Here is a 23,436-nt window from a genome sequence, read left to right on the forward strand (position 1 = left end):
TGCAACAAACGACATCATCCCGGGCGAAACGCCATCGGAGATGGGACGCTTGATCCTCACCCTTGGTAAGGAGAGCCCGCCACCCATGTCCGCATCGACAACCGCTGTGGCTACGAGCCACCACACGGCAGTAGCCACGCTTTTAAGCCCCGCGCGCTTGGCGCCGTATCTCCGGGCGGCCGACCACAAGCTGCGCCCTGCCCTGCGCCTCTATCGCTGGAACATCGAGATGTCGGCCGCGCTGTGCGAGTGCTTACACCTCTTTGAGGTGGCACTTCGAAACCGGATCGACGTGCGCCTGAGGGAGTGGAACGCGGACCAGATCGACAGCGGAACCGGGCTAGCTCACGGTGCCGACTGGCTGCTGGACCCGTGCCGCCTCCTCCGTCGCGTCATCGGTCGCGACATCGCGAAGGCGGCACAGCGGGCCGGCGTGGCCGTCTCGCACAGCAGCGGTGCACCACGGAGCATCACGCACGACGACGTCCTCGCTCAGCTGACGATGGGCACCTGGCGATTTCTTCTTCGCGACTCCGACCCGGGATGCCTCCGCATCTGGACCGAGGCGCTCGCATCGGCGTTTCCGCATTGCGAGCGCCGGCACGGGCACGTGACAGGGGACGTCGAGGCTCTGCATCGGCTCCGGAACCGGATAGCACACCTGGAACCGGTGATCTCGCCCAACAGTGTTCACCCCACCTCGCCGCGATGCGCCGAGTTCTTGGGGAGATGGATCCCGCCGCGCAACGATGGTTGAACTCGATGCAGCGGGTGACGCAGCTAGCGGCGAAACGTCCCTAGAAATGCCAAACGGCGCCGCCAGTGAAAACTGGCGGGGCCGTGGCCTTGCTGAAACCAGGAGACCTGCCCTGGCCTTCGTGGACCACCCTAGGCGTGGTCGGCGGGCGAGGCAACCGGACGCTCGGATCGGCTAAGCCCGCACGCCAACGGCCCCCTCAGTCAGGACTGAGAGAGCGGCCCAACTTCGTACCAGGAGACCTGCCCTGGCCTGCAGAAGAACTCCAGCCCTCTCACCCGCACCACGTCAGGCTCAGCACCGAGCACCCCAGCTGGTCCTGTCCCGTGAGGAAACCCAGATACACGAACCCGACCAGCAGCCCGCCCGCGACGAGCAGGTTGAGCACCGGGTAGCGCTTGGACCCGATCGCCGGCTCGAGGGCGAGGGCCGCGCCCGCGAGCAGCAGCCCGAGGGTGACGAACAGCAGCGGCACCTCGGCGGACCAGTCGCCGCCCGCCCGCAGCATCGTCAGAGCCGGCTGCACCTGCTCGGTCACCACCGTGCGGTATGCGAGGTACGGCAGCGCGAAGGCCAGCGCCCCGGCCGCACGCCAGTCGACGATCGTCACCTTCACCGCCACAGGACCCCCCTTGTCCGTTAAGCACCTTGTTGTCCCAGTGTCCGAGACGACGGGACGAACCGCCATCCCCCGCGGTGATGTCACACGGGCGTGTCGCGCACGGCGCGCCGTCGCGGCACCGGCACCCGGTCCAGGTCGGCGGCCACGTGCAGTCTCCCGGAGAACACCGCCCGCGCCTCCGCCTCGAACTCCGCAGGATCCGTGTACCGCTGCGAGAAGTGGGTGAGCACCAGGGTCCGCACGCCGGCGTCGGCCGCGACCTGCGCCGCCTGCCGCGCCGTCAGGTGCCCGTGCTCCTCGGCGAGCGCCCGGTCCCGGTCGAGGAAGGTGGACTCGATGACGAGGAGGTCCACACCGCGGGCGAGGTCGTGGACGGCGTCGCAGAGACGGGTGTCCATGACGAAGGCGACGCTCTGGCCGGGCCGTGGCACGCTCACGTCCTCGACCGCGACCCGGCCCCGGGCGGTGGTGAGGGTCCCCTCGCGGAGGAGGCGGCCGACGTCGGGCCCTCCGATGCCTGCGGCCGCGAGCAGGGCGGGGTCGAGGCTGCGTCCGTCCGGCTCGTCGAGGCGGTAGCCGAAGGCCTCGAGGGTGTGGTCGAGGCGGGCGGCGCGCAGCGTCGCGGCGCCGTGGACCTCGCCGGGGACGCGGGGCACGGGACCGTCGGCCTCCAGGCCCTGCAGGACGAGGCGCTCGCGGTGGTGGAAGGCGGTGGAGTCGCAGAGGTGGCGCACCCAGGCCTCGCCCGACGCCGGGTACGACACCGGGACCGCGTGCGGCACGCCGTCGAGGCTGAGGCGCTGGACCACCCCCGCGAGGCCGAGGCTGTGGTCGCCGTGGAGGTGGGTGAGCGCGATGCGGGTGAGGTCGGTGGCGGAGACGCCCGCGTGGAGCATCTGTCGCTGGGTGCCTTCGCCGGGGTCGAACAGGACGGCCTCGGTGTCCCAGAACAGGACGTAGCCGTTGTGGTTGCGCGTGCGCGTGGGTACCTGGCTGGCGGTGCCGAGCACGACGAGCTCTCTGCGGGACACGCGGGAATCTTCGCACGTGACCCGCCGGGAGCGACGCGCGGGGACCGGCGCGGCACGCCGGACGACGCGCCGGGGTAAGCGATCTCCCAACCGGACATGGACGTCCGTCCAAGTTCACGGACTGTTCACCCGTCAGGCGCCTTTGCCATCTGGCGATGAGGTGGCATTCTTCTCCGGCATGCGGGCATTGGAGCCCGCGAGCTGATCGGAAGGGGGACGATGTCCGCTACGGATATGCCTGGCGTTTCCCGTGCCATGTCACGGACGCCCGTGTGGAGCCCTGTCACCGCGAGCGCGACGCCGGTCGGCCGGCCCGTCTTCGCGACCGTGGGGATCCGTACGACGGGTATCCAGCCGGACCGCGACCGCGTCCGGGAGATCGCCGTGGTGCGGCTCGACGAGCGTGGCGCCGTCGTGGACGAGTGGACCATGATGCCCGACCCCGACTCGGGGTTCACCGACGTCGCGTACGTGCTCCGGGAGCGCCTCGCCCGCATGGCGCTGGTGGCGCACCACCCGACGCACACGTCCGAGGTGCTGCGCGTGGAGTACGCCCGGGCCGGGTGGGACCTGCCGGCGCTCGCGACGGTCAGCACGTTCCAGGCCAGCTTCCACTACCTGCCGCACCTGACCCGTCGGCGGCTGGCCGACTGCTGCTCGGCTGCCACCGTGCCGTTCATGGACGTGCGCAGCGCCCTCGGTGAGGCGCGCGCGCTGGCCGGCCTGATGGAGCGGTACCTCAGCGGCGGCTGGGAGGTGCCGGTGCTCCAGGAGCTCGCGCACGTGCCGGTCTACGCGTGGGTGGTGCCGTGGCCGCACGAGCCCGTGCGGCACGCGATCCCGCAGTCCCTCCTTGCGAAGCCCTTCACGCCGGAGCTCGGTGAGGACGGCCGCCCCTGGACGGTGTCCGCCCGGCTCTCGCACCAGATGGCGGGGCTCGACCTGGCCGGCTCGGTGGCGCCCGGCGGTTCGGCCGCGCACGCGTACGCCGAGCTCCTGGCCGAGGCCGTCATGGACGGGCGCCTCGTCCGGCCGGGCGCGGCGGGGGCCGACGACGTCGCGCGCGCCTTCCGCCTGGAGCCCGCGCAGGCGGCGCAGATCCGCAGGAACCTGGTCGTGGCGATGGTCCAGCGGGCCATCCACGACGACGAGTACTCCCAGGAGGAGCGCCAGGACCTGTACGCGGCCTCGCGGCTCCTCGACGTCGGGGAGGACGTGGTCCTCAACCTGATCCGGCAGGCCACCCCGCTGGAGTTCCCGCCGCTCGAGGAGGAGGGCAGCCACGTCCCGATCTCCACCGAGGGTTCGCGGCCGTCGCAGATCCGGGCGTGGGCTGCCGCGAACGGCTACGACATCGAGCCGCACGAGAAGATCCCGTGGTCGGTGGTGCGCCGGTTCGACGAGGCGTTCGAGGCGCAGCAGGCCCGCGTCCAGGCGCACCTGCAGGCGCAGGCGCAGTACCAGTCCGGCGGCAGGCACTGGGGCTGACAGTCCCGGATCGCCGAGATGGTGCGTCGGTCCGCATGATGAGCGCCGCTCGGGGCTCATCATGCGGACCGACGCACCATCTCGGCTCAGGTGACCAGGTGCTCAGGCGTCCGGGAAGCCCTGCGGGTTCTGCGACTGCCAGCGCCAGGTGTCGGCGCACATCTCGTCCAGGGTCCGCGTCGCTGCCCAGCCGAGCTCCTTCCGGGCGCGGGTCGCGTCGGCCCAGAAGGCCGGCAGGTCGCCCGCCCGCCGCGGCCCGACGACGTACGGCAGCTCCCGCCCGACCGCCCGCTCGAAGGAGCGGAGCAGCTCCAGCACCGACGTGCCGGAACCCGTGCCCAGGTTGAACGGCCGCACCGGCTCCGACATCACGTCGAGGTGCTCGAGCGCCGCGACGTGGCCCTCGGCGAGGTCCATCACGTGGATGTAGTCGCGCTCGCACGTGCCGTCCGCGGTGGGGTAGTCGTCGCCGAACACCGTCAGGTGGTCGCGCCGGCCCACCGCCACCTGCGCCAGGTACGGCATGAGGTTGTTCGGGACGCCCTGCGGGTCCTCGCCCAGCTGCCCCGACTCGTGCGCGCCGACGGGGTTGAAGTAGCGCAGCAGCGCGACCTTCCAGCCGTCGGTCACCTGCGCCACGTCGGCCAGGACGCGCTCGATCATCACCTTCGACTGCCCGTACGGCGACGTCGCGGACAGGTGCTCGTACTCCTCGCGGTACGGGACGGGCGCCTTCTCCCCGTACACCGTGGCCGACGACGAGAACACGAACCGCGTCACGCCGTGGTTCTGCATGGCCGCGGCCAGGGAGAACGTGCTGTCGAGGTTGTTGCGGTAGTACTCGAGCGGCTTGACCACCGACTCCCCCACCGCCTTCAGCGCGGCGAAGTGGATCACGGCGTCGAGCTGCTCGGTGGCGAAGAGACGGTCGGTCGCCGCCGCGTCGGTCAGGTCGATCGCGTGGGCCGGGACCGCCCGGCCGGACAGATCCTCGAGCCGCCCGACCACGCTGGGCTTGCTGTTCGCGTAGCTGTCCGCGACGACCACGTCGTGGCCCGCGGACAGCAGGGAGAGGACGGTGTGGGAGCCGATGTAGCCGGCACCGCCGGTGACGAGGACGCGCATGGGCACAACCTACCGGGCACCGCTCCGGCGCACGGCCCTGCCCATGGACGAACGACGCATATACCCTGCTGCGGTGGCGTACACCGAGCAGCGGACCGACAGGCAGGGGCGCAGCGTCTGGATCGGGCGCTTCCGGGTCGACGGCCGCCTCCGCAGCACCCGCACCTTCTCCGGGCGGCGCGACGCCCTCGCCGAGGCCCGCCGGCAGGAGGACGCCGGCCGTACGTCCCAGTGGGTGGACCCCGCGGGCTCCCGCATCACCCTCGCCGAGTGGTTCGAGACCTGGCAGGCCACCCGTACCGACCGCGCTCCGCGGACGCTCGAGGCGGAGCGCGAACGCTTCCGGTCCCTCGTCAGGCCCGAGCTCGGCGACACCCCCCTGCGCCGCATCTCCCACGAGGACGTCGCCCGCTGGGCGTCGACCATGCCCGCGCCCACCACGGGCGCCGTCGCGTCCCCCGCCCGGCGGCGCGACGCCGTCCGCCTCCTCGTCGCGCTCCTCGACGCGGCCGTCGACGCCCGGCGTCTGCCCGCCAACCCCGCCCGCACCCCCTCGGGGCGTGTCCCCTCCCTGCCGCGCGCCACCAAGACCAAGGCGCACCGCTATCTCTCGCACGAACAGCTGCGCCGGGTCGCGGACGCCACCCGGTCGGCGCAGGCGCGCACGCTCGTGCTGCTGACGGCTCTGACCGGCCTGCGCTGGGGCGAGGTCAGCGCGCTGACCGTGGCCGACGTGGACCCGCTGCGCCGGCGGGTGCGCGTGACCAAGGCGTACACGCGGCTCGACGACGGCACCCTGCTGCTCGGCGACACCAAGACCCATGCCCGCCGTGAGGTTCCCCTGCCCGGCACCCTCGTCGGGATGGTGGCCGAGCAGGCGGCCGGCCGGATGCCCGCGGACCTGCTGTTCACCGGGGCGCGCGGTGGTCCGCTGCGTCGCGAGAGCTTCGACCGGTCGGCGTTCCGGCCCGCCGTCCTGGCGGCCGGCCGTGCCGTCCGCACGCTGCGCGAGGCGCTGGGCCTCCGCCCGTCCGGCCTGTACGACGACGCGGTGGGCGCCGCGGTCCGGCACCTGCAGACCGAGGGCGGGCTGGTGCCCACGGGCGTCTGCGACCCGGCGACCTGGGCCCTGGTGACCGACGCCGACCGGGCGCGCCGCGACCGGACAGGGCCCGGGTCGGCGGCCGGGCCGGGCCCCGGGCCGGCGGGGATGACCCGCGGCGACAAGGTGAGCCGTACCCGGCTGCTCACCGCGCTGTCGGGGACGACGCTCGGGCCGGGCGCCGAGGACTTCGACACTCTCACGCTGCATGACCTGCGCCACACCGCCGCGTCGCTCGCCATCTCCGGCGGCGCCACGGTCAAGGCGGTCCAGCGCATGCTGGGCCACGAGTCGCCGGTGCTCACGCTGTCGACGTACGCGGGCCTGTTCGAGGACGACCTCGACGCGCTGGGCGACACGATGAGCGCGGCGTTCCAGGCGAGCGCCGTCGCGCCGGGAGCGGGAACCAGCGCGAGCGTCACCTCGATCGGGGCGGCGCGGGCCTGGGCGACGGGCTGAATCAAGCAGGCGGCGCTACTGCGGTCGGGCGCTCAGGCCGGTGCCGCCGACAGTCCCGTCGGGTCGCTCGCAGGTACACGGCGGTCAGCGGGGCCAAGGCCAGCCCCCAGACGAGGAAGCAGCCGTAGACCAGGTAGAAGACCCACGCAGCGAGGTCGCCGTCCGCCGCAGGCCGAGCGAAGAACATCAGCACGACGCCCGCCAGGCTGATCGGCAGCAGCATGAGCGAACCGATCACGCCGAACGTCGCGCTGACGGCGTGCAGCACGCTCTGCCGGGTGGTGACCGGGATCGCGCCCGCACCCATCACCACGGTGACGAACACGGCCACCAGCCCCATCACCACGGTGTCGCCGTAACCAGGGGACGCAAGGGTCACACTGTCGAACGAGTCGCCGTTGACGCCGATCCTGGAGCCCAGCCCCCAGGCGAGCTTGAGCGCGATGTACGGCACTGCGGCCAGCACGGCGACGAACGCGAGCCGGCGCAGCGTGCGCCGGGTCCCCCCGCCGACGGCGGGCGCCTCGGCCTCCGCCCGCCCGCACCGCGGGCACCTGCCCCGGCGCAGGCGGTCCTGCACCACCGACCAGGCGAGCAGGAGCAGCCCCGCCGTGACGACGAGCAGATGCGTTCCGGCCGTTGCCCACGGGATCCCGACCTCGAAGGGCCCTTCGGCCCCGGTGAGCCGGCTCAGGACCCCGATCACGAGCATCAGGATCGAGTGCGGCACGGCCAGCAGGCTGCCGCTCAGCATCCCGGTCCCCGTGGCCGCGGCCAGGACCGCACGCCACCGCGGGGCGGGTCGTCCGGTGGGCAGCGTGAGGAGGGCAGTGGCGACCGCCATCCCTGCGGCGAACCAGCGCGGTGCGGTGGGCATCTCGACGGGATCGGTAAGCCCGGCCAGCTCGATGGCTATCAGCGCCCCGCCGGCCAGCAGGCAGGCGACGGTGACCACCCACCGCAGCACCGCGGTACGCGCCGGGGTCAGGGCCGGGAAATGCGCGGTCGGGAGCGTACTCGTGTCCATACCGGCGAGCCTGCTGCGCCAGGGGTCCCTGGGCCTCCCGTTCAGGGGTGATCCGCATCCCCCGCCCGGGTGAGGTGCCGCGGGCCGGTGGCCGGCGCAGCGGCGGCCGGCAGCGCCCGGCCACGGTCGCGCGCGCACCCGATGCTCACCATGTGCTCATAGCGACCGGTCTGAGGCCGGTGAGATCGCCCAGAATCGGCCTGATCTGGCCGATCGGTCCACTATCACGCACCCGCCTAAGGAAAGCGGGTGCGTACTGTTTGAGGGGAAAAGTCGTAGTAGTATCGCACTACTCCTCCTACTACTCCCTTCTGTCCTGTACCGAGCTCCCGAACGAACGACGAACGGACGATCCCCATGCGCGACAAGGAACGCGTCTTCGAGGCCGCCGACGCCCTGCTGGCCGAAGGCGCCTCCCCCACCGTCACCGCCGTGCGCGAGCGCGCCGGCTGCTCCAACGCGACGGCGACCCGCTACCTGCGCGAGTGGCGCGAGACCCGCGCCGCCGAGCAGGCCGAGGCGCAGGCCCTCCCCGAGCTCCCGGCACCGGTGGCGCTGCTGGTCGACCGCGGGGTGACCGGGCTGTGGGCGGCCGCCGTCGAGGCGGCGCGCGCCACGCACGCCGGCGAGCTCACCGCGGCCCGGTCCACCCACGAGGCTCTCTCCGGCGAGGCCGACGAGCTCGCCCGCCGGGCCGACGCCGCCGAGGCGGACCTGGGCGAGGCCCGCGCCACGCTGGCGGTGGTGCGGGAGCAGGCCGAGGCGATCGAGGCGGCACGCTCGGCAGCGGAGTCCGAGCGGGCGTCCGCACTGGCGGCGCAGGCCCGGCTGGAGGGCGAGCTGTCGACAGCCCACGAGGCGCTGGGGGTGCTGCGGGCAGAGCTGGAGAACGTCCGCGCCGGCCTGACCGCGGCCGAGCAGGGGCGGTCGGCCGCGGAGGCGGCCCGGTCCGAGGCTGAGGCAGCGCGCGCCCAGGCGGAGGGGACGGCGGCCGGGCTGCGGGAGTCGCTCGCCGACGCCCGGACGTCCCTGGAGGCAGCGCGCGCCCAGGCGGCCGAGGCTCAGGCAGCCCGGGGAGCGGCGGAGGCCGAGCGGGCGGCGGCCGCGGCGTCGTCGGCCCGGGTGGAGGCCGAGCTCGGGGCTGCACGCGAGATGCTCGCCGACGCCCGGGAGACCGCGCGGCGCGAGCGCGAGGCCGCGGAGCGGGCGCGGGAGGAGCTGGTGGCCGTCCGGGCGGTCGCCGCGGAGGCGGCCCGGATCGCCGAGGCGCGCGAGGCGGGCCTACGCGCGGAGACGCGCACGGAGACGCGGAAGGCAGGGAGTGAAGACTTCTCACTCCCTGCCACTACTAACGTATAACACACAGGGGGTCTTGCCGCAAGACCCCCTTCCCGGCGCAGAATCGGCGACCTCAGCCCGAACTGCGACGACGGGAACCCATGCACCCCCTGACCACCAGCGCCTTCGACCTGCCCCACCACCTGACCGCCAAGGCCCATCCGGCGCTCATCGCGCGCGACGAGCAGCACTTCGCGGACGTCGCAGGGACCCTGGAGGAGTCGATCGCCGACCTGACCGACCGGCTCGACGCCGCCCGCACGGCGCCGGCCGGCAGCGGGCAGGCGGCGTTCGACCGGGACCAGGAGGTCCACCGCCTCACCGCCCGCCTGCGCACCCTGCGCCGGTTCGGCCTGGACCTGTGCCTCGGGCGCATGGTCGGTGCGGACGGGTCGGACCCGGTGTACGTGGGGCGGCTCGGGCTCACCGACGCCGGGGGCCGGCGTCTGCTCGTCGACTGGCGCTCCCCCGCCGCCGAGCCGTTCTTCGGCGCCACCCACGCCCACCCCCTGGGCCTGGCGAGCCGCCGCCGCTACCGCTGGACCGACGGCCGCATCAGCGACTACTGGGACGAGGTCTTCACCCCCGACGGCCTGGAGGGCAACGCCGCGCTCGACGACCAGTCGGCCTTCCTCGCCACCCTCGGCGGCGAACGGTCCGACCGGATGCGCGACGTGCTCGGCACCATCCAGGCGGACCAGGACGCCATCATCCGCGCGGGTTCCCAGGGCGCCCTCGTGGTCGACGGCGGCCCCGGCACCGGCAAGACCGTCGTCGCCCTGCACCGCACCGCCTACCTGCTCTACTCCGACCCGCGGCTGGGGCACCGGCGTGGGGGCGTGCTGTTCGTCGGGCCGCACCAGCCCTACCTGGCGTACGTCGCCGACGTGCTGCCCAGCCTCGGCGAGGAGGGCGTGCAGACCTGCACGCTGCGGGACCTGGTGCCGGAGGGCGCCTCGGCCCGGGTGGAGCCCGACCCCGAGGTGGCGCGGCTCAAGGCCGACGCGCGCCTGGTCGCCGCGATCGAGCCCGCCGTGCGCCTGTACGAGAAGCCGCCCACGCAGGGCCTGGAGGTCGAGACCCCCTGGGGCGACGCCTGGCTCAGCGGCGCCGACTGGGCCGAGGCGTTCGACGCCGTCGAGCCCGGCACCCCGCACAACGACGCCCGCGACCAGGTGTGGGAGGCGCTCCTGACGATCCTCGTCGACAAGGTCCGGGAGGCGGACGACCTGGACGCGGGGGCTGACGACTCGGATCCCGACTTTGGGGGCGAGCTCGGTGGGTCCGACGGGTCCGACGATGAGTTCGACGCCTACGGGCTCGGCGGCGGCGAGGTCCCGACCGCGCCGCTCCGCAAGGCGCTCGCGGCACACCGGGAGCTGACCCAGGCGTTCGGCCGGGCGTGGCCCCTGCTCGAGGCGACCGATCTCGTGGGCGACCTCTGGGAGGTGCCCGCCTACCTGCGTCTGTGCGCGCCGTGGCTGACGCCGGAGGAGGTCGCCGGGCTGCAGCGCGCGGAGCCACGGGCGTGGACGGTGTCCGACCTGCCGCTCCTCGACGCCGCACGGCAGCGGCTCGGTGACCCGGAGGCGTCGCGACGCCGTCGGCGGCAGGAGGCCGCGGTGGCGGCGGAGCGGGCACGGATGGCCGACGTCGTGGACCACCTCATCGCCACCGACGACTCCGACATGGGCGTGATGCAGATGCTGCGCGGCCAGGACCTGCGCGGTGCGCTGGTCGACGGCGCCGCCGTGCCGGACGTGGCCGGCCCCGACACGCTCGCGGGCCCGTTCGCGCACATCGTGGTGGACGAGGCCCAGGAGCTGACCGACGCCGAGTGGCAGATGCTGCTGCTCCGCTGTCCCTCGCGGAGCCTGACGATCGTCGGCGACCGGGCGCAGGCCCGGCACGGGTTCGCGGAGTCGTGGGAGGAGCGGCTCGCGCGGGTGGGGCTCGGCCGGGTGGAGGTCGCGTCCCTGACGATCAGCTACCGCACGCCCGAGGAGGTCATGGCGGAGGCCGAGCAGGTCATCCGGGCGGCGCTGCCGGACGCCAACGTGCCGACGTCGGTGCGCCGCGGCGGCGTGCCGGTGGTGCACGGGGCTGTCGGGTCGCTCGGGCCGGTGCTCGACGCGTGGCTGGCGGAGCACGCGGAGGGGACGGCGTGCGTGATCACGGCTGGTGCCGCCGGTGCCGCCGGGGCGGTTGCGCGGGTGCTCGCCGCCCGGCCGCGGGTCCGGTCGCTGGCGCCGGAGCTGTCGAAAGGGCTTGAGTTCGACCTGGTGGTGCTGGTGGACCCGGAGACGTTCGGGACGGGGATCGAGGGCGCGGTGGACCGCTACGTGGCGATGACGCGGGCGACGCAGGAGCTGGTGATCCTCACGAGCGCGTGATCGGTGAGCGCTGGTTCGCTGGAGCGCCGCGCTGGTCGGTTGTCAGGCGGCGAGCGCGTGACCGATGGCCCGCACCAGGCCGGTCGTGTTGATCGCGCCCTTGCGGTAGCGCTCGACGGCGGCGGTGAGGGCCTCGCTGATGTCGCGCGGCGTGCGGTTCGAGCGGGCCGCGGCAGACCAGATCTCCCGGTCGAAGACGTGCACCCGTCGCGCGGGCCCGCGGTACAGGCGGCCGGCCAGCGCGGGCTGGGCACCGGTCTGCGGAGCACCGCCCGGGCCGACGACGATCACGGGGCCGGTGAAGTTCGCCTCCGCCTGGCTGCGGCGCGCGGCGACCACCGCCTCCTCCGCGGCCCGCAGCGCGGCGAGCCGGGAGGCCCGGTACCGCGCGCCCGGGTTCCACCGGTGGGCAGGGTCCGGCGGGGCGAGGTCGACCTGACGCAGGACGCCGACCGGCTCCCGGCGGGGAGTGCGCGACTGCTCGGCCTCCGGCTCCTCGGCCGGGGGCGGCGGGACGGGCGGGTGGGCCGCGTCGGGCAGGGTGGCCTTCAGCGTCGCGATGATCCGGTCGACCTCGCCGGTGCTGGTGCGCTTGGCGTCGTCGTTCTCGGCCATCGTGACCACTCCCCTCGTCGTGCGTGAGCGCGACGGTGACCAGTGACGCCGTCGTGCCCGTATCGTCCCTCATCACGCGACGGCACGGCAAGCCCGGGACAACTCCAGGTCAAGGCCGGCCACGGACACGGTCGCCGACCAGCACGGACACGGTCGCCGACCAGGCAGTTGTTCCCCGTCCCGAGCGGGGACGGGGAACGACTACCTGGTCGCCGTGGACGCCGACGAGCCGGTCAGCTGTTGCCCAGCAGGTCCAGGAAGCTCGGCGCGTTCGCGAACGGGTCCGCCGGGCCCTCGTTCTCCCGGGCCGACGCCCGCGCCGCCAGCGCCTTGCCCGCGCGCTCGATGCGCTGGGGCAGGGGGTTGACGTCGTCGTGCTTGTTCTCGGCGGGCGTGCCGCCGGAGGTGGCCCAGTCGTCGGTGGCGGCGAATACGGACGTGGGGATCACGTCGGCCCGGAGGTAGGTGAGCAGGGGCCGCACCGAGTAGTCCAGGGCGAGCGAGTGACGGGAGGTGCCGCCGGTCGCGCCGAGCAGGACGGGCATGCCCGTGAGCGAGTCCTTGTCGAGGATGTCGATGAAGGACTTGAACAGCCCGGAGTACGTGGTGGTGAACAGCGGCGTCACGAGGATGAGCCCGTCGGCCTTGGTCAGGATGTCGATCGCCCGGGCCAGCTCGCCGGTGGAGAACCCGGTGAGCATGGTGTCGACGATCGCGTGCGCGTGGTCGCGCAGCTCGATGGTCTCGACGTCGACGGTGTGGCCGAGCGCCTCCAGCTCGCGTGCGGTCGCCCCGGCGAGCCGGTCGGCCAGCAGGCGGGACGACGACGGTTGCGACAGCCCTGCCGAGACGACGACGATCGTGCGTTCGCTCATGGTGCGGGATCCTCCCTGGAAGTCTGGGTCGGCTGCTCAGAGGCCGAAGGCCGTGCCGGTGCGGGACTGCTGCGACTCGGCCGAGCCCTCCTCGGCGCGACGCCCGGTCCACCGGTCCTCGGTGCCACCGACGTGCCCCGCACCGGCCGCCCCTGCCGCCTGGGCGCGAGCGACGCGCTCGGCGTGGGTGGGCGGGTTGGCCGGCACGTCCTCGGGGCGCTTGGCCTCGACGATCTTGCGCAGCTCGGGCACGACCTCCCCGGCCAGCAGGTCGATCTGCTCGAGCACCGTCTTGAGCGGCAGGCCCGCGTGGTCCATGAGGAAGAGCTGGCGCTGGTAGTAGCCCACCTCGTCCACGAAGGTGCCGTAGCGGTCGATGACCTGCTGCGGCGAGCCGACGGTGAGCGGCGTCTCGCGCGTGAAGTCCTCCATCGACGGCCCGTGGCCGTACACCGGGGCGTTGTCGAAGTAGGGCCGGAACTCGTCCCACGCCGCCTGCGAGCTCTTGCGCATGAAGACCTGGCCGCCGAGACCGACGATCGCCTGGTCCGCGCGGCCGTGGCCGTAGTGCTCGAACCGCCCGCGGTAGAACTCCACCATCTGCTTGGTGTGGCTCATCGGCCAGAAGATGTTGTTGTGCAGGAAGCCGTCACCGTAGTACGCGGCCTGCTCGGCGATCTCGGGGCTGCGGATCGAGCCGTGCCACACGAACGGGGGAACGCCGTCGAGCGGGCGCGGGGTCGAGGTGAAGCCCTGCAGCGGCGTGCGGAACTTGCCCTCCCAGTCCACGACGTCCTCGGTCCAGAGGCGGCGCAGCAGCGCGTAGTTCTCGATGGCCAGCGGGATGCCCTGACGGATGTCCTGCCCGAACCACGGGTACACCGGGCCGGTGTTGCCGCGGCCCATCATCAGGTCCATGCGACCGTCGCTGATGACCTGGAGCATCGCGTACTCCTCGGCCAGGCGCACCGGGTCGTTCGTGGTGATGAGCGTCGTGGCCGTCGACAGCGTGATGTTCTTGGTGACACCCGCGAGGTAGCCCAGCATCGTCGTCGGCGAGGACGCGACGAACGGCGGGTTGTGGTGCTCCCCCGTCGCGAACACGTCGAGGCCGGCCTCGTCGGCATGCTTGGCGATGGCCAGGATGCTGCGGACCCGCTCGGTGTCGTCCGGGGTGTGGCCCGTGGTGGGGTCGGTCGTGACGTCGCTGACGGTGAAGATACCGAACTGCATCATGAGCTCCTGCGGCTGGTGCCTGGCGGCCGGTCGGCCGCCCCTCTTGGTTCATGCTTTTGCATGTACATGCGCCTCAACCCACCGGTGTCCCGAGTTGTTCCCGGGGCCGGCCCCCGTCTCAGATCCGAGCGTTTCGTAGGCGAATCGCGTGAGATCGGGCACAATGAGTCCGCTTTGCCTGAGTTCGCGTTGGCCGTGCGCGGGCGTGGCGCGTAGCCTGGTCAGGCGCTCGCGGACGGGAAGAAGTCCCGCCGCAGGACCGCCCGACACAGCACCAGCCTCCCACGAAAGCGGGAGCCGGAGCCGTTACGGGCCACACCCAGCACCGACCCAACGAATCGTCACAGGTTGCCGGAGCAATCAACCGGAACATTTGACGAGGGTCACGGCGTTGGCACTACGGACCTTTCCCCGAGACCCTGGAGGACGACATGGCTGACCGCTCCCTGCGAGGTATGAGCATCGGTGCCAAGAGCATGGAGTCCGACGAGGGCGTGGACTTCGCCCCGCGGTTCCAGGCGTACTACGACTGCCCCAACGGGCACACCATCATCCTGCCGTTCTCGACCGACGCCGAGGTGCCTGCTGTCTGGGAGTGCCGTTGCGGCGAGGAGGCGCTCCTGCGTGACGGAGAGCGTCCCGAGCCCAAGGCCACCAAGCCCGCTCGTACCCACTGGGACATGCTGCTGGAGCGTCGCACGGTGAAGGAGCTCGAGGAGCTGCTCGACGAGCGCCTGGAGCTGCTCCGCGCGGGCAAGCTGCGCCGCAGCGCCTGACTCTGCACCGCCCGATAACGCACCGCCTGTAACTGCCCGCCCCGCATCGCTGTGGGTACGCGTATGGCCGCCATTCCGTGGGGAATGGCGGCCATACGTGTACCCACAGCAGCCGGGACCTCCTGTGGCGAGGGTCAGACCCTCGTCCGGGTGCGGATCCCCGTCGCGATGCCCGCGACCACCAGCAGCGCTGCCAGGCCGCCCGTGATCCAGCCGGGCCAGTAGCCCGCCACCACGGCCGGCGACAGCTCGGTGCGCAGCGGCAGGTCGGCGATCATCTGGTCCGCCGTGAAGAGCGACGTCGACTCGAGGAGGGTCCCGTCGGCGGCGATGATGCCGCTGACGCCCACCGTCGAGATCTGCACGGTCGAGCGGCCCGTCGTGATGGCCTGCATCCGCGAGATCGCGAGCTGCTGCGTCGACTCGGCCGTAAACCCGAAGGACGCGTTGTTCGTCGGCACGATCAGCACCTCGGCGCCGCGCTGCACGGAGTCGCGCACGATCTCCTCGTACGACACCTCGAAGCAGATCACCGTGCCGAGGCGCACGTCGCGCCCCAGCCGTTCGACGGGCAGGTCGATGATGCCGGGCTCGAAGCCGGGCAGCATGTCGGTCTGCACGCGGTCCACCTGCGCGGAGAGCATCCGCACGAACGACCGGATGGGGATGTACTCGCCGAACGGCACGGGGTGCTGCTTGGCGTAGCGCTCGGTGACGCCCTCGCCCGGCTGCCAGAGCAGCAGCACGTTGTACCGGCCGCCGGTCTCGGGCCACTCCTGCGCGCCGACGAGGATCGGCGCCTCGACGTCCACGGCGGCGGCGTCGATGTCGCGGGCCACGTCGCGGGTGGTCTGCGGGTCCAGGTCCGACCCGTTCTCCGGCCACAGCACCACGTCGAGGTCGCCCGGGTCCACCTCGTCGAGCAGCGCGCGGGTCCCGTCGAGATGGTTGTTCAGCACCTCGGCGCGGTTCGCGAACGACCCGAGGCCCGGTTCGCCCACGTTGCCCTGCACGGCGCCCACCTGCAGCGCCTCGTCGGTGAGGTCGTCCGGGGAGGGCAGCGGCAGAGCCAGCGGGCCGACGACGAACGCGGCTCCCAGCAGCACGGCTCCTGCGGTGGCGCCCCACCCGGCGGCGGGGACCGGCGTCCGGGACGCCTGTGCTGCACCAGCATCGTCACTCTCGGTAGACAGTGCTGACGCAGAGTGACGTGACTGGAGCAGCACCTGGATACCCGCGCCCACGAGCTGCGCCGCGAGCACGCTGACGAGCACCACGAGGATCGTCACGAGCACCGAGCCACCGAGCCAGGCCGCGCGGCCCACGGGCGCGTCCACCATGGCCCACGCCACCCGGCCCCACGGGAACCCGCCGAACGGGGTCTCCGACCGCCACTGCTCCACCGCCGCGAAGAGCACCGCGAACGCCGCCGCCCGGGCGAGCCCCGCTCCGGCGAACGTCCACGGGTCCAGGGCGCGGCGCGCCCACGTCCACAGGACGCCCAGGCCGGCGAAGAACAGCGCCTGCAGGAGGCTCAGCGCGATCCACGGGGCGGCGTCCGTCGAGACGTTGGACCACCACAGGTGCGACAGGAAGAACGACAGGCCGAAGATCAGGCCCACCAGGAAGTTCCACCACGCTCCCCGGCGCCCCAGGGCGAACCAGAGAAGGGCGACCGCGACGAACGCGGCGGGCCAGAAGGCGACGTCGGGAAAGGCCGCCCAGAGGGCGAGCCCGCCGACCGGCGCAAGGAGAAGAGTCAGCAGCCGGGACGGCTCGCGGTGGATCACGCTGCAAGCCTAGCCAGTAAACCTGGGGCTCCCCGCCGCCCGCCCGTCACTCGAACGTGTCGAACAGGACCACGCCGTCGCGCAGCGTGTGGAGGCACTCGGGGGCGGCCGCGTCAGGCGCGAGATCCGGCAGCAGGGGCGACCCCGCGCGCGCCTCCGCGCTCCACGAGCTCAGCCGGCCCGGCACGCTCTGCACGCCCAGGCGCTCCGCCCGCCACACCGCCAGGTGCGCCGGCGCACCCACGCGCAGCTCGCCCGCACCCGTGTGGTCCAGCCCGGCCAGGCGCCAGCCCGCCCGCGTGTGCGCCCGGAACGCCGCCCGCGCCGACACCCGCTGGTCCGGGTCCTCGTGGCTCGTCGCCGCACGGACCCCGGCCCACGGGTCCGCCGGGGTCACCGGGGTGTCCGACCCGTACGCCACCGGCACGCCCGCACCCGCGAGGTCCGCGAACGGCAGCAACGACCCCGCCCGCACCGCACCCAGGCGCGACGCGTACATCCCCGACGAACCGCCCCACACCGCGCCGAACGTCGGCTGCAACGACAGGCTCACCCCGTGCAGCAGCAGCACCCCCAACGCGTTCGCGTCCACGAACAGCGCGTGCTCGATCCGGTGGTGCGCCGCACGCAGCGCCCCCGGCCCGTCCACCTGCGCCGCGACCTGCAGACCCAGCACCACCTCGTCCATCGCCCGGTCGCCGATGACATGGAACCCGGCCTGCTTGCCCACCGCCGTCACCGCCGACAGGTGGTTCGCCACCTCCTCGGCCGACAGGTACAGCTCGCCGTACCAGGCCTCCCCCGCCGGACCCGACATCAGGTCCGAGTACGGGGTCCGCAGCGCCGCCGTACGCGACCCCAGCGACCCGTCCACGTTCAGGTCCCCGCCGATCCCCGTCAGCCACGGCAGCTCCGCCAGGAGGGCACGCGCGTCGTCGGCCGTCTCGCACAGCTCGCCCCGGTACGCCGCCACGTGCGGCAGCCCGTTCGCCGGGTCCGCCGTCAGCGCCATCAGCTCCGTCAGGCCCGCCCGCGTGTCCACGTGCGGCGCACTCATCTCGTGCACCCCCACGATGCCCTGCCGCGCCCAGCCCTCCAGCGCCCGCCGGTACGCCCGGGTGCGCCGCGCCGACGTCACGTCCTGCGCCAGGTCCCGCGCCACGTGGTGCGCCTCACCCGTCACCGTGCCGTCCTCGGCCAGCCCCGGCAGGTGGTCCAGCCCCGCACGCTCTGCCAGCGCCGTCGAGATCACCGCCGAGTGAACGTCCACCCGCGCCGCGTACACCGCACGACCGCCGCACGCCGCGTCCAGCTCGGACCGCGAGAACGCCCGGCCCTCCGGCCACGACAGCTCGTCCCACCCGAACGCGAGGAGCACCTCCTCGCCCGACGGGTCCTCCGCCGCGAGCTTGCGCGCCCCCAGGTGCAGTGCCGCCAGCGCGTCCGCGAGGGAACGCACGCCGGCGCTCGCGGAGAGGTCCACGGCCTGCGAGGAGAGCCCGGTCTCGAGCGTGTGCACGTGGGCGTCGACGAATCCCGGGGCCACGAGCGCGCCGTCGAGGTCGATCACGCGGTCGGCGCGAGCGGCGAGCCCGGCAGCGGTGTCGTCGGAACCCAGCCACGCGACCACGCCGTCGTCCACGAGGATGGCCTCGGCGAAGGGGTCGGTGGACGAGTGGACGACGCCACCCCGGTACAGGATCGAACGCGCAGGCTGACTCACGGTGGGACTCTATGTGATTACAGGCTGGAGTACGCCACCACACCTCGAAGAACTTGGTCCTGCGCCTTGCGGGCCGTGGTCCGCAGGGCGGGCGACGGCGCCGCACCGGCCAGCTGGTCCAGCACGTCCACCACCTGCTTGCACCAGCGCACGAAGTCGCCCGCGGCGAGGTCCGAGCCCTTGAGGACCGCGTCCAGGCCCTTGCCGGAGGCCCAGCGGTGCACGGCGGTGACCATCCCGTCGTCGAGCGGGCTCGTCGACGAGATGCCGTGGGCCTGCTCCAGGTCGTCCACCGCGGACCAGACCCGCGTGGTCGCGTCCAGCGCCCGCGCGAGGCGGCCGGTGGGGCCGCCGGGCAGGTACGGCTCCACCGGGTCGTCGCGGCGGCCCTGGTAGACCACCGTCGACACGGCGGCCGCGAGGCCGGGCGCGTCGAGGCCGTCCCACACGCCGCGGCGCAGGCACTCGGCGAGCAGCAGGTCGTTCTCGGCGTAGAGGCGGCGGAGCCAGCGGCCGTCGTCGGTCACGCGGAGGCCCGCCTTGGCGCTGCGGTCCAGGTAGCCGAGCTCGAGCAGCACGTCGCACGTCTTGTCGAAGACCCGCGCGATGGAGCCGGTGCGGCCCTCGACGCGGCGCACGAGCTGGTCGTGCTCCTTCTTGAGGCGGCTCCAGCGCTCGGCCCAGCGGGCGTGGTCGTCGCGGTCCGGGCAGGCGTGGCAGGGGTGCGCGCGCAGCTGCCTGCGCAGGCGCGACAGCTCGGCGTCGCTCGCCGCGTCGCCGCCGCCGGAGGGGCGGCTCGTGCGGCTGCCCCGGTCCCGCGGGTCGGAGACGGCGCCGAGGGCGGCCCGCATCGACGACACGAGGTCGCGCCGGGCGGCGGGCTGGCGGGCGTTGAACGTCTTGGGGACGCGCACGGTGGTGACGGTGCGCAGCCCGCCCGGCGCGTCGGCCAGCGTGAGCTTCTTCACCTGCCGCTCCTGGGTCAGCACGGTGGGACGCGGGCCGTCGAAACCGCCCGGCTCGCCGGGGTCGAGGATGAGCACGTAGCCGCGCCGTCGGCCCGAGGGAATCTCCACCACGTCCCCGCGGCGCAGCCGCTCCATCGCCGAGATGACCTGGGCGCGCTGCGTGCCGGCCTCGGCACGGGAGAGCTCCTTCTCCCGGTCGCCGATCGCCTCGCGGATCTCCATGTACTCGCCGAAGTCGCCGACGTCGCACGTCATCGCCTCGGCGTAGCCGTCCAGCGCCTCCGCGTGCGCCTGCGCCTGCTTGGCGAGGCCCACGACGCCGCGGTCGGCCTGGAACTGCGCGAACGACGTCTCCAGCACCTCGCGCGCCCGGTCGCGGCCCACCTGGGCCACGAGGTTGACCGCCATGTTGTACGTGGGGCGGAAGCTGGACCGCAGCGGGTACAGGCGCTTGGACGCGAGTCCGGCCAGGGCCACCGGGTCGAGCGCCCCGTGGTCGACGACGACGGCGTGCCCCTCGACGTCGATCCCCCGGCGCCCGGCCCGGCCGGTGAGCTGGGTGTACTCCCCCGGCGTGACGGGGACGTGCGCGGAGCCGTCCCACTTGACCAGCTTGTCGAGCACCACGGACCGCGCGGGCATGTTGATGCCCAGCGCCAGCGTCTCGGTGGCGAACACGACCTTGACGAGGCCGCGCGAGAAGAGCTCCTCGACGGTCTCCTTGAACACCGGCAGCATGCCCGCGTGGTGCGAGGCGATGCCCCGCGCCAGCGCCTGCGACCAGGACCAGTACCCGAGGACGTCCAAGTCCTCCGGCGGGATCGCGGCGGTGCGCTGCTCGGCCAGGGCGCGGATCTCCGTCTCCTCCTGCGCCGAGGTGAGCTTGAGGCCCGCCTTGAGGCACTGCTCCACGGCCGCCTCGCACCCGGCACGCGAGAAGATGAAGTAGATGGCGGGCAGCAGGTCGTCGTGCGCCAGCGCGTCGATCACGACGAAGCGCGGCGGCGTGCGCCGGCTCGGGACGCCCTGGTGGCCGCCGGCCGGGCCGCCCGGGCCGCCCGGTCCGATGCGGCGCCCGCCCGGACCCCGGTAGCCGCGGTCGCCGCGTCCGCGGTACCCGCGTCCTCGCCCGCCGCGCTCGTCGCGGTCCCCGCCGCGACCGCCGCGGAAGGCGGCGAGCAGGTCGGGGTTGATGGGCGGCGTCACGCCGGGGTCGGTGACGTCGACGTGCCCGCCGTACAGGTCGAGCAGGCGCGGCACGCCGTGCGGCTCGGCCGACGACAGCAGCACGTGCTGCCACAGGGGCACCGGCCGGTGCTCGCTCACGACCACGGCCGTGTCGCCGCGCACCATCTCGAGCCAGTCGCCGAACTCCTCCGCGTTGGACACCGTGGCCGACAGCGACACGAGCTGCACGTCGTCCGACAGGTGGATGATGACCTCTTCCCACACCGGCCCGCGGAAGCGGTCTGCCAGGTAGTGGACCTCGTCCATCACCACGTACGCCAGGCCGTCCAGCGTGGACGAGCCCGCGTAGAGCATGTTGCGCAGCACCTCTGTGGTCATGACCACGATGGGCGCGTCGCCGTTGATCGTGGAGTCGCCCGTGAGGAGGCCCACGTTGTCGGCGCCGTGGCGGCGCACCAGGTCGCCGTACTTCTGGTTCGACAGGGCCTTGATCGGCGTCGTGTAGAACGCCTTGCGTCCGCTGGCCAGGGCCAGGTGCACGGCGAACTCGCCCACCACGGTCTTGCCCGCTCCGGTGGGCGCGGCGACAAGCACGCCGCGGCCCTCCTCGAGGGCGGTGCACGCGCGTACCTGGAAGTCGTCAAGGGTGAAGCCGAGGATCTCGCGGAACTTGGCGAGCTCGCCGGTGTTCGCCAGCTTCTCGGCCTCTGCGCGGGCCTGGGCGGCGGCGAACCGCTCGGCGGGGCTGAGCTGCGTCATACGCCCAGCCTACGGTGGACCGCCCACACCCCCCGCCAGAACGCGCAACGCCCCGGGCCGCACCTCGGCACGCAGGGGCAACGTCCCGAGCAGCTCGCCGTCGGCGTAGGCGGCCGGGGGGTGCCCGACGCCGTCGCTCGGCCTGGCCTCCACCGTCACCGCCCGGCAGCGCACCACGTGCACCGCGGGGTGCGACAGGTGGCGGCCGTGCGCGAGCAGGCGCGGGAACAGCAGCGCGGCCCCGGCTCGGTCGAGGTTGGCGGCGATCACGACGTCGAGGAGGCCGTCGTCGGTGCTCGCGTGCGGCGCGATGAGCATGCCGCCGCCGATGCGCGGGCCGTTGGCGGCGGTGACCACCGCGGCGTCGCCGGTCCAGGCGAGGGTGCGGCCCACGGGGCCGCGCTGCACGGCGGGATGGGCGCCGGGGAGGGTGACCAGGTCGTCGTGGGGTACGCCCTCGAACGTCAGGTGGTACCCGTAGCGGAGGTAGGTGGCGAGGGCACCGAGGGCGGCGATCGTGTACCGGGAGCTGCCGCGCGGGTGCACCATCGCGTTGGCGCGGGCGTTCACGGCGGCGTCGAGACCCGCGGAGAGGGCACCGGCGAACCATGTGCCGCCGTCGGCCCCCGGGTTGGCGACGTGGCCCGTGACGTAGACCGCGTCCACGGCGCGGACGCCCGGTTCGCCCTCGGAGAGGTACGCGTGGAGCACGTCGCAGGCGTGCCGGGTGGTGAGCGTGGGGAGGCCGAGGGCGCTCGCGAAGTCGTTGCCCGTGCCGACCGGGACGATGCCGAGCGGCACGTCGGTCCCGGCCACGACCTGGAGGCCGAGGTGGACCATGCCGTCGCCGCCCACGACCACGAGGGCGTCCAGCTTCTCCCGGAGGGCACGCTGGGCCCGCTCGGAGGCGAGGGCCGCGCTGCGGCCGGAGAGGTCCCAGACGTCGTGCCCGGCGTCGTGGAGGTAGCTGATGACGGCGTGGCCGGCGACGCGACCCCGTCCCTTGCCGGCGGACGGGTTCACGACGACGCCCAGGCGTCGTCGCCCGGGCGTCGTGGAAGAGGTGCTCACGCCACGTCAGCGTAGCGGCGTTCGACCTGCCGGTCGTGCATGATCGCGATGCCCACGGCGCCGAAGAAGAGCAGGCAGATCGGCAGCGCCACCAGGATCATCGTGAGCGCGTCCGGCGTGGGGGTGATGATCGCCGCGAAGGTGAACGCGATGAGCACCGCCCACCGCCAGCCCGCCAGCAGGCTCTTGCCCTGGACGATGCCGGCGAAGTTCAGCGCCACCAGGATGACCGGTGAGACGAACGACAGCCCGAACGCCAGGATGAGCCGCATGACGAAGCTCAGATACTCCTGGGCGTTGTTGAAGTTCGACGTGTCGTCGGGCACGAAACCCGTGAGGATCCCCACCGCGTGCGGCAGCACCAGCCACGCCATGAACGCGCCGGCCAGGAACAGCGGCACCGCTGCCCCGACGAAGCCGAACGCGTAGCGCCGCTCCTTCGACGTGAGGCCAGGTGTGACGAACGCCCAGAACTGGTACAGCCACCACGGGCACGTCAGGAAGACGGCCAGGAACAGCGAGACCTTGATCTTGGTGTCCAGGGCCGCCGTGAGGCCCGTGAAGTTCAGCGTGACCGGGATGTCGCGCGCCTCGGACGCCTCCTTCAGCGGTGCCTGCAACAGCTCCATGAGCGGGTCGTAGGCGTACCAGCCGAGGACCGCGCCCAGGACGAGGCCGACGGCCACGAGGACGAACCGCTTGCGGACCTCGAGCAGGTGCTCGAGGAGCGACATGCGGCCGTCGGCCGGCCGCTCGGTACGGAGAGGCACAGTGTCAGGCCTTGGGGCTCTCGTCGTCCTTCACGACCGGCTGCGCGGTGGCGGCGGTGGTGTTGGGGGTGGCGGTGGTGTTCGGGGCGGCGTCGACCCTGGAGTCGTTGACGTCCTTCTTGTCCTTGTCCTCACGCAGGTCGTTGATCTCGCTCTTGAAGATCTTCATCGACTGGCCGACGCTCTTGGCCAGGCCCGGCAGACGGGTGGACCCGAACAGCAGCAGGACGACGACGAGCAGGACGATCCAGTGCCACGGCTGCATGGCGCCCATGGTGTGTTCCCCTTCCGGGACGACAGTGGTAAGGCCGATCTTAGTCAGT

19 protein-coding genes are annotated in these 23,436 nt (G+C 73.1%); 6 read left to right on the forward strand and 13 right to left on the reverse strand.

Annotated features, from left to right (window positions below):
* Positions 1-85: 85 nt before the first annotated feature.
* Positions 86-757 carry a hypothetical protein gene (locus D1350_RS10360; RefSeq protein ID WP_125775925.1) on the forward strand — a complete coding sequence of 224 codons (672 nt, stop codon included), beginning with the start codon at positions 86-88 and terminating at the stop codon, positions 755-757.
* Positions 758-1,031: 274 nt separating this feature from the next.
* Here the strand turns inward: D1350_RS10360 and D1350_RS10365 are convergent, their stop codons facing one another.
* Both D1350_RS10365 and D1350_RS10370 read right to left on the reverse strand, forming a co-directional pair.
* Positions 1,032-1,379 carry a hypothetical protein gene (locus tag D1350_RS10365; RefSeq protein WP_125775926.1) on the reverse strand — a complete coding sequence of 116 codons (348 nt, stop codon included), beginning with the start codon at positions 1,377-1,379 and terminating at the stop codon, positions 1,032-1,034.
* An 80-nt stretch (positions 1,380-1,459) separates the two neighbouring features.
* Complete coding sequence (locus D1350_RS10370) at positions 1,460-2,410, reverse strand: ribonuclease Z (RefSeq protein WP_125775927.1); 951 nt, start codon at positions 2,408-2,410, stop codon at positions 1,460-1,462.
* A gap of 255 nt (positions 2,411-2,665) precedes the next feature.
* On the opposite strand from D1350_RS10370, the gene D1350_RS10375 reads away from it, so the two are divergent.
* The gene (locus D1350_RS10375; RefSeq protein WP_125775928.1) at positions 2,666-3,898 is read left to right on the forward strand and encodes a hypothetical protein; all 1,233 of its coding nucleotides are present in this window, start codon (positions 2,666-2,668) and stop codon (positions 3,896-3,898) included.
* Positions 3,899-4,000: 102 nt separating this feature from the next.
* On the opposite strand, the gene galE is transcribed toward D1350_RS10375, so the two are convergent.
* The gene (gene galE / locus D1350_RS10380; RefSeq protein WP_125775929.1) at positions 4,001-5,023 is read right to left on the reverse strand and encodes a UDP-glucose 4-epimerase GalE; all 1,023 of its coding nucleotides are present in this window, start codon (positions 5,021-5,023) and stop codon (positions 4,001-4,003) included.
* On the opposite strand from galE, the gene D1350_RS10385 reads away from it, so the two are divergent.
* Positions 5,022-6,584, forward strand: coding sequence for a tyrosine-type recombinase/integrase (locus D1350_RS10385; RefSeq protein ID WP_125775930.1), 1,563 nt, complete (start codon positions 5,022-5,024; stop codon positions 6,582-6,584). The two genes, galE and D1350_RS10385, sit on opposite strands and share 2 nt — an antisense overlap.
* Position 6,585: 1 nt before the next feature.
* Here the strand turns inward: D1350_RS10385 and D1350_RS10390 are convergent, their stop codons facing one another.
* Positions 6,586-7,611, reverse strand: a complete 1,026-nt coding sequence (locus D1350_RS10390; protein WP_125775931.1) for a hypothetical protein — start codon at positions 7,609-7,611, stop codon at positions 6,586-6,588.
* A 357-nt stretch (positions 7,612-7,968) separates the two neighbouring features.
* On the opposite strand from D1350_RS10390, the gene D1350_RS10395 reads away from it, so the two are divergent.
* Together D1350_RS10395 and helR are read left to right on the forward strand one after the other, a co-directional pair.
* Entirely contained in the window at positions 7,969-8,970 is a 1,002-nt protein-coding gene (locus D1350_RS10395; protein WP_125775932.1) for a DNA-binding protein, read from the forward strand.
* 80 nt (positions 8,971-9,050) lie between these two features.
* The gene (gene helR, locus D1350_RS10400) at positions 9,051-11,342 is read left to right on the forward strand and encodes an RNA polymerase recycling motor ATPase HelR (protein WP_125775933.1); all 2,292 of its coding nucleotides are present in this window, start codon (positions 9,051-9,053) and stop codon (positions 11,340-11,342) included.
* Positions 11,343-11,384: 42 nt separating this feature from the next.
* On the opposite strand, the gene D1350_RS10405 is transcribed toward helR, so the two are convergent.
* From D1350_RS10405 to D1350_RS10415, 3 genes are all read right to left on the reverse strand, one after another.
* Complete coding sequence (locus tag D1350_RS10405) at positions 11,385-11,957, reverse strand: hypothetical protein (RefSeq protein WP_125775934.1); 573 nt, start codon at positions 11,955-11,957, stop codon at positions 11,385-11,387.
* A gap of 233 nt (positions 11,958-12,190) precedes the next feature.
* A complete protein-coding gene (locus D1350_RS10410) occupies positions 12,191-12,832 on the reverse strand; it encodes an FMN reductase (RefSeq protein ID WP_125775935.1) in 642 nt (213 codons plus the stop codon).
* Between the two features lie 36 nt (positions 12,833-12,868).
* A complete protein-coding gene (locus D1350_RS10415; RefSeq protein WP_125775936.1) occupies positions 12,869-14,065 on the reverse strand; it encodes an LLM class flavin-dependent oxidoreductase in 1,197 nt (398 codons plus the stop codon).
* 434 nt (positions 14,066-14,499) lie between these two features.
* Between D1350_RS10415 and D1350_RS10420 the strand changes: the two genes are divergently transcribed.
* Positions 14,500-14,844 carry an RNA polymerase-binding protein RbpA gene (locus tag D1350_RS10420; RefSeq protein WP_125775937.1) on the forward strand — a complete coding sequence of 115 codons (345 nt, stop codon included), beginning with the start codon at positions 14,500-14,502 and terminating at the stop codon, positions 14,842-14,844.
* Between the two features lie 134 nt (positions 14,845-14,978).
* Here the strand turns inward: D1350_RS10420 and lnt are convergent, their stop codons facing one another.
* Genes lnt through tatA form a run of 6 tightly spaced genes read right to left on the reverse strand, consistent with a single transcriptional unit; the run spans position 14,979 to position 23,387 of the window.
* Positions 14,979-16,634, reverse strand: a complete 1,656-nt coding sequence (lnt, locus tag D1350_RS10425; RefSeq protein ID WP_125775938.1) for an apolipoprotein N-acyltransferase — start codon at positions 16,632-16,634, stop codon at positions 14,979-14,981.
* 46 nt (positions 16,635-16,680) lie between these two features.
* Entirely contained in the window at positions 16,681-18,357 is a 1,677-nt protein-coding gene (locus D1350_RS10430) for an amidohydrolase (protein ID WP_125775939.1), read from the reverse strand.
* A gap of 17 nt (positions 18,358-18,374) precedes the next feature.
* Complete coding sequence (locus tag D1350_RS10435) at positions 18,375-21,272, reverse strand: DEAD/DEAH box helicase (RefSeq protein ID WP_125775940.1); 2,898 nt, start codon at positions 21,270-21,272, stop codon at positions 18,375-18,377.
* Positions 21,273-21,281: 9 nt separating this feature from the next.
* Positions 21,282-22,343 (reverse strand): diacylglycerol/lipid kinase family protein, encoded by a 1,062-nt coding sequence (locus D1350_RS10440; protein ID WP_125775941.1) that lies wholly within the window; start codon positions 22,341-22,343, stop codon positions 21,282-21,284.
* The gene (gene tatC, locus D1350_RS10445; RefSeq protein ID WP_125776112.1) at positions 22,340-23,077 is read right to left on the reverse strand and encodes a twin-arginine translocase subunit TatC; all 738 of its coding nucleotides are present in this window, start codon (positions 23,075-23,077) and stop codon (positions 22,340-22,342) included. Before tatC ends, D1350_RS10440 begins: the two co-directional genes overlap by 4 nt.
* A 40-nt stretch (positions 23,078-23,117) precedes the next feature.
* Positions 23,118-23,387 (reverse strand): Sec-independent protein translocase subunit TatA, encoded by a 270-nt coding sequence (tatA, locus tag D1350_RS10450; RefSeq protein WP_125775942.1) that lies wholly within the window; start codon positions 23,385-23,387, stop codon positions 23,118-23,120.
* Positions 23,388-23,436 lie beyond the last annotated feature (49 nt).

It is taken from the genome of Antribacter gilvus (assembly GCF_003946865.1).
GTDB classification, from domain to species: Bacteria; Actinomycetota; Actinomycetes; order Actinomycetales; family Cellulomonadaceae; genus Antribacter; species Antribacter gilvus.

What these genes read in the sequence shown, in the direction of transcription:
- D1350_RS10435 (WP_125775940.1), bottom strand. Translation starts at nt 21,272, where the DNA reads ATGACGCAGCTCAGCCCCGCCGAGCGGTTCGCCGCCGCCCAGGCCCGC.
- tatA (WP_125775942.1), bottom strand. Translation starts at nt 23,387, where the DNA reads ATGGGCGCCATGCAGCCGTGGCACTGGATCGTCCTGCTCGTCGTCGTC.
- galE (WP_125775929.1), bottom strand. Translation starts at nt 5,023, where the DNA reads ATGCGCGTCCTCGTCACCGGCGGTGCCGGCTACATCGGCTCCCACACC.
- D1350_RS10360 (WP_125775925.1), top strand. Translation starts at nt 86, where the DNA reads ATGTCCGCATCGACAACCGCTGTGGCTACGAGCCACCACACGGCAGTA.
- D1350_RS10375 (WP_125775928.1), top strand. Translation starts at nt 2,666, where the DNA reads ATGTCACGGACGCCCGTGTGGAGCCCTGTCACCGCGAGCGCGACGCCG.
- helR (WP_125775933.1), top strand. Translation starts at nt 9,051, where the DNA reads ATGCACCCCCTGACCACCAGCGCCTTCGACCTGCCCCACCACCTGACC.
- D1350_RS10415 (WP_125775936.1), bottom strand. Translation starts at nt 14,065, where the DNA reads ATGCAGTTCGGTATCTTCACCGTCAGCGACGTCACGACCGACCCCACC.
- D1350_RS10385 (WP_125775930.1), top strand. Translation starts at nt 5,022, where the DNA reads ATGGGCACAACCTACCGGGCACCGCTCCGGCGCACGGCCCTGCCCATG.
- D1350_RS10410 (WP_125775935.1), bottom strand. Translation starts at nt 12,832, where the DNA reads ATGAGCGAACGCACGATCGTCGTCGTCTCGGCAGGGCTGTCGCAACCG.
- D1350_RS10405 (WP_125775934.1), bottom strand. Translation starts at nt 11,957, where the DNA reads ATGGCCGAGAACGACGACGCCAAGCGCACCAGCACCGGCGAGGTCGAC.
- D1350_RS10395 (WP_125775932.1), top strand. Translation starts at nt 7,969, where the DNA reads ATGCGCGACAAGGAACGCGTCTTCGAGGCCGCCGACGCCCTGCTGGCC.
- D1350_RS10390 (WP_125775931.1), bottom strand. Translation starts at nt 7,611, where the DNA reads ATGGACACGAGTACGCTCCCGACCGCGCATTTCCCGGCCCTGACCCCG.
- D1350_RS10420 (WP_125775937.1), top strand. Translation starts at nt 14,500, where the DNA reads ATGGCTGACCGCTCCCTGCGAGGTATGAGCATCGGTGCCAAGAGCATG.
- tatC (WP_125776112.1), bottom strand. Translation starts at nt 23,077, where the DNA reads ATGTCGCTCCTCGAGCACCTGCTCGAGGTCCGCAAGCGGTTCGTCCTC.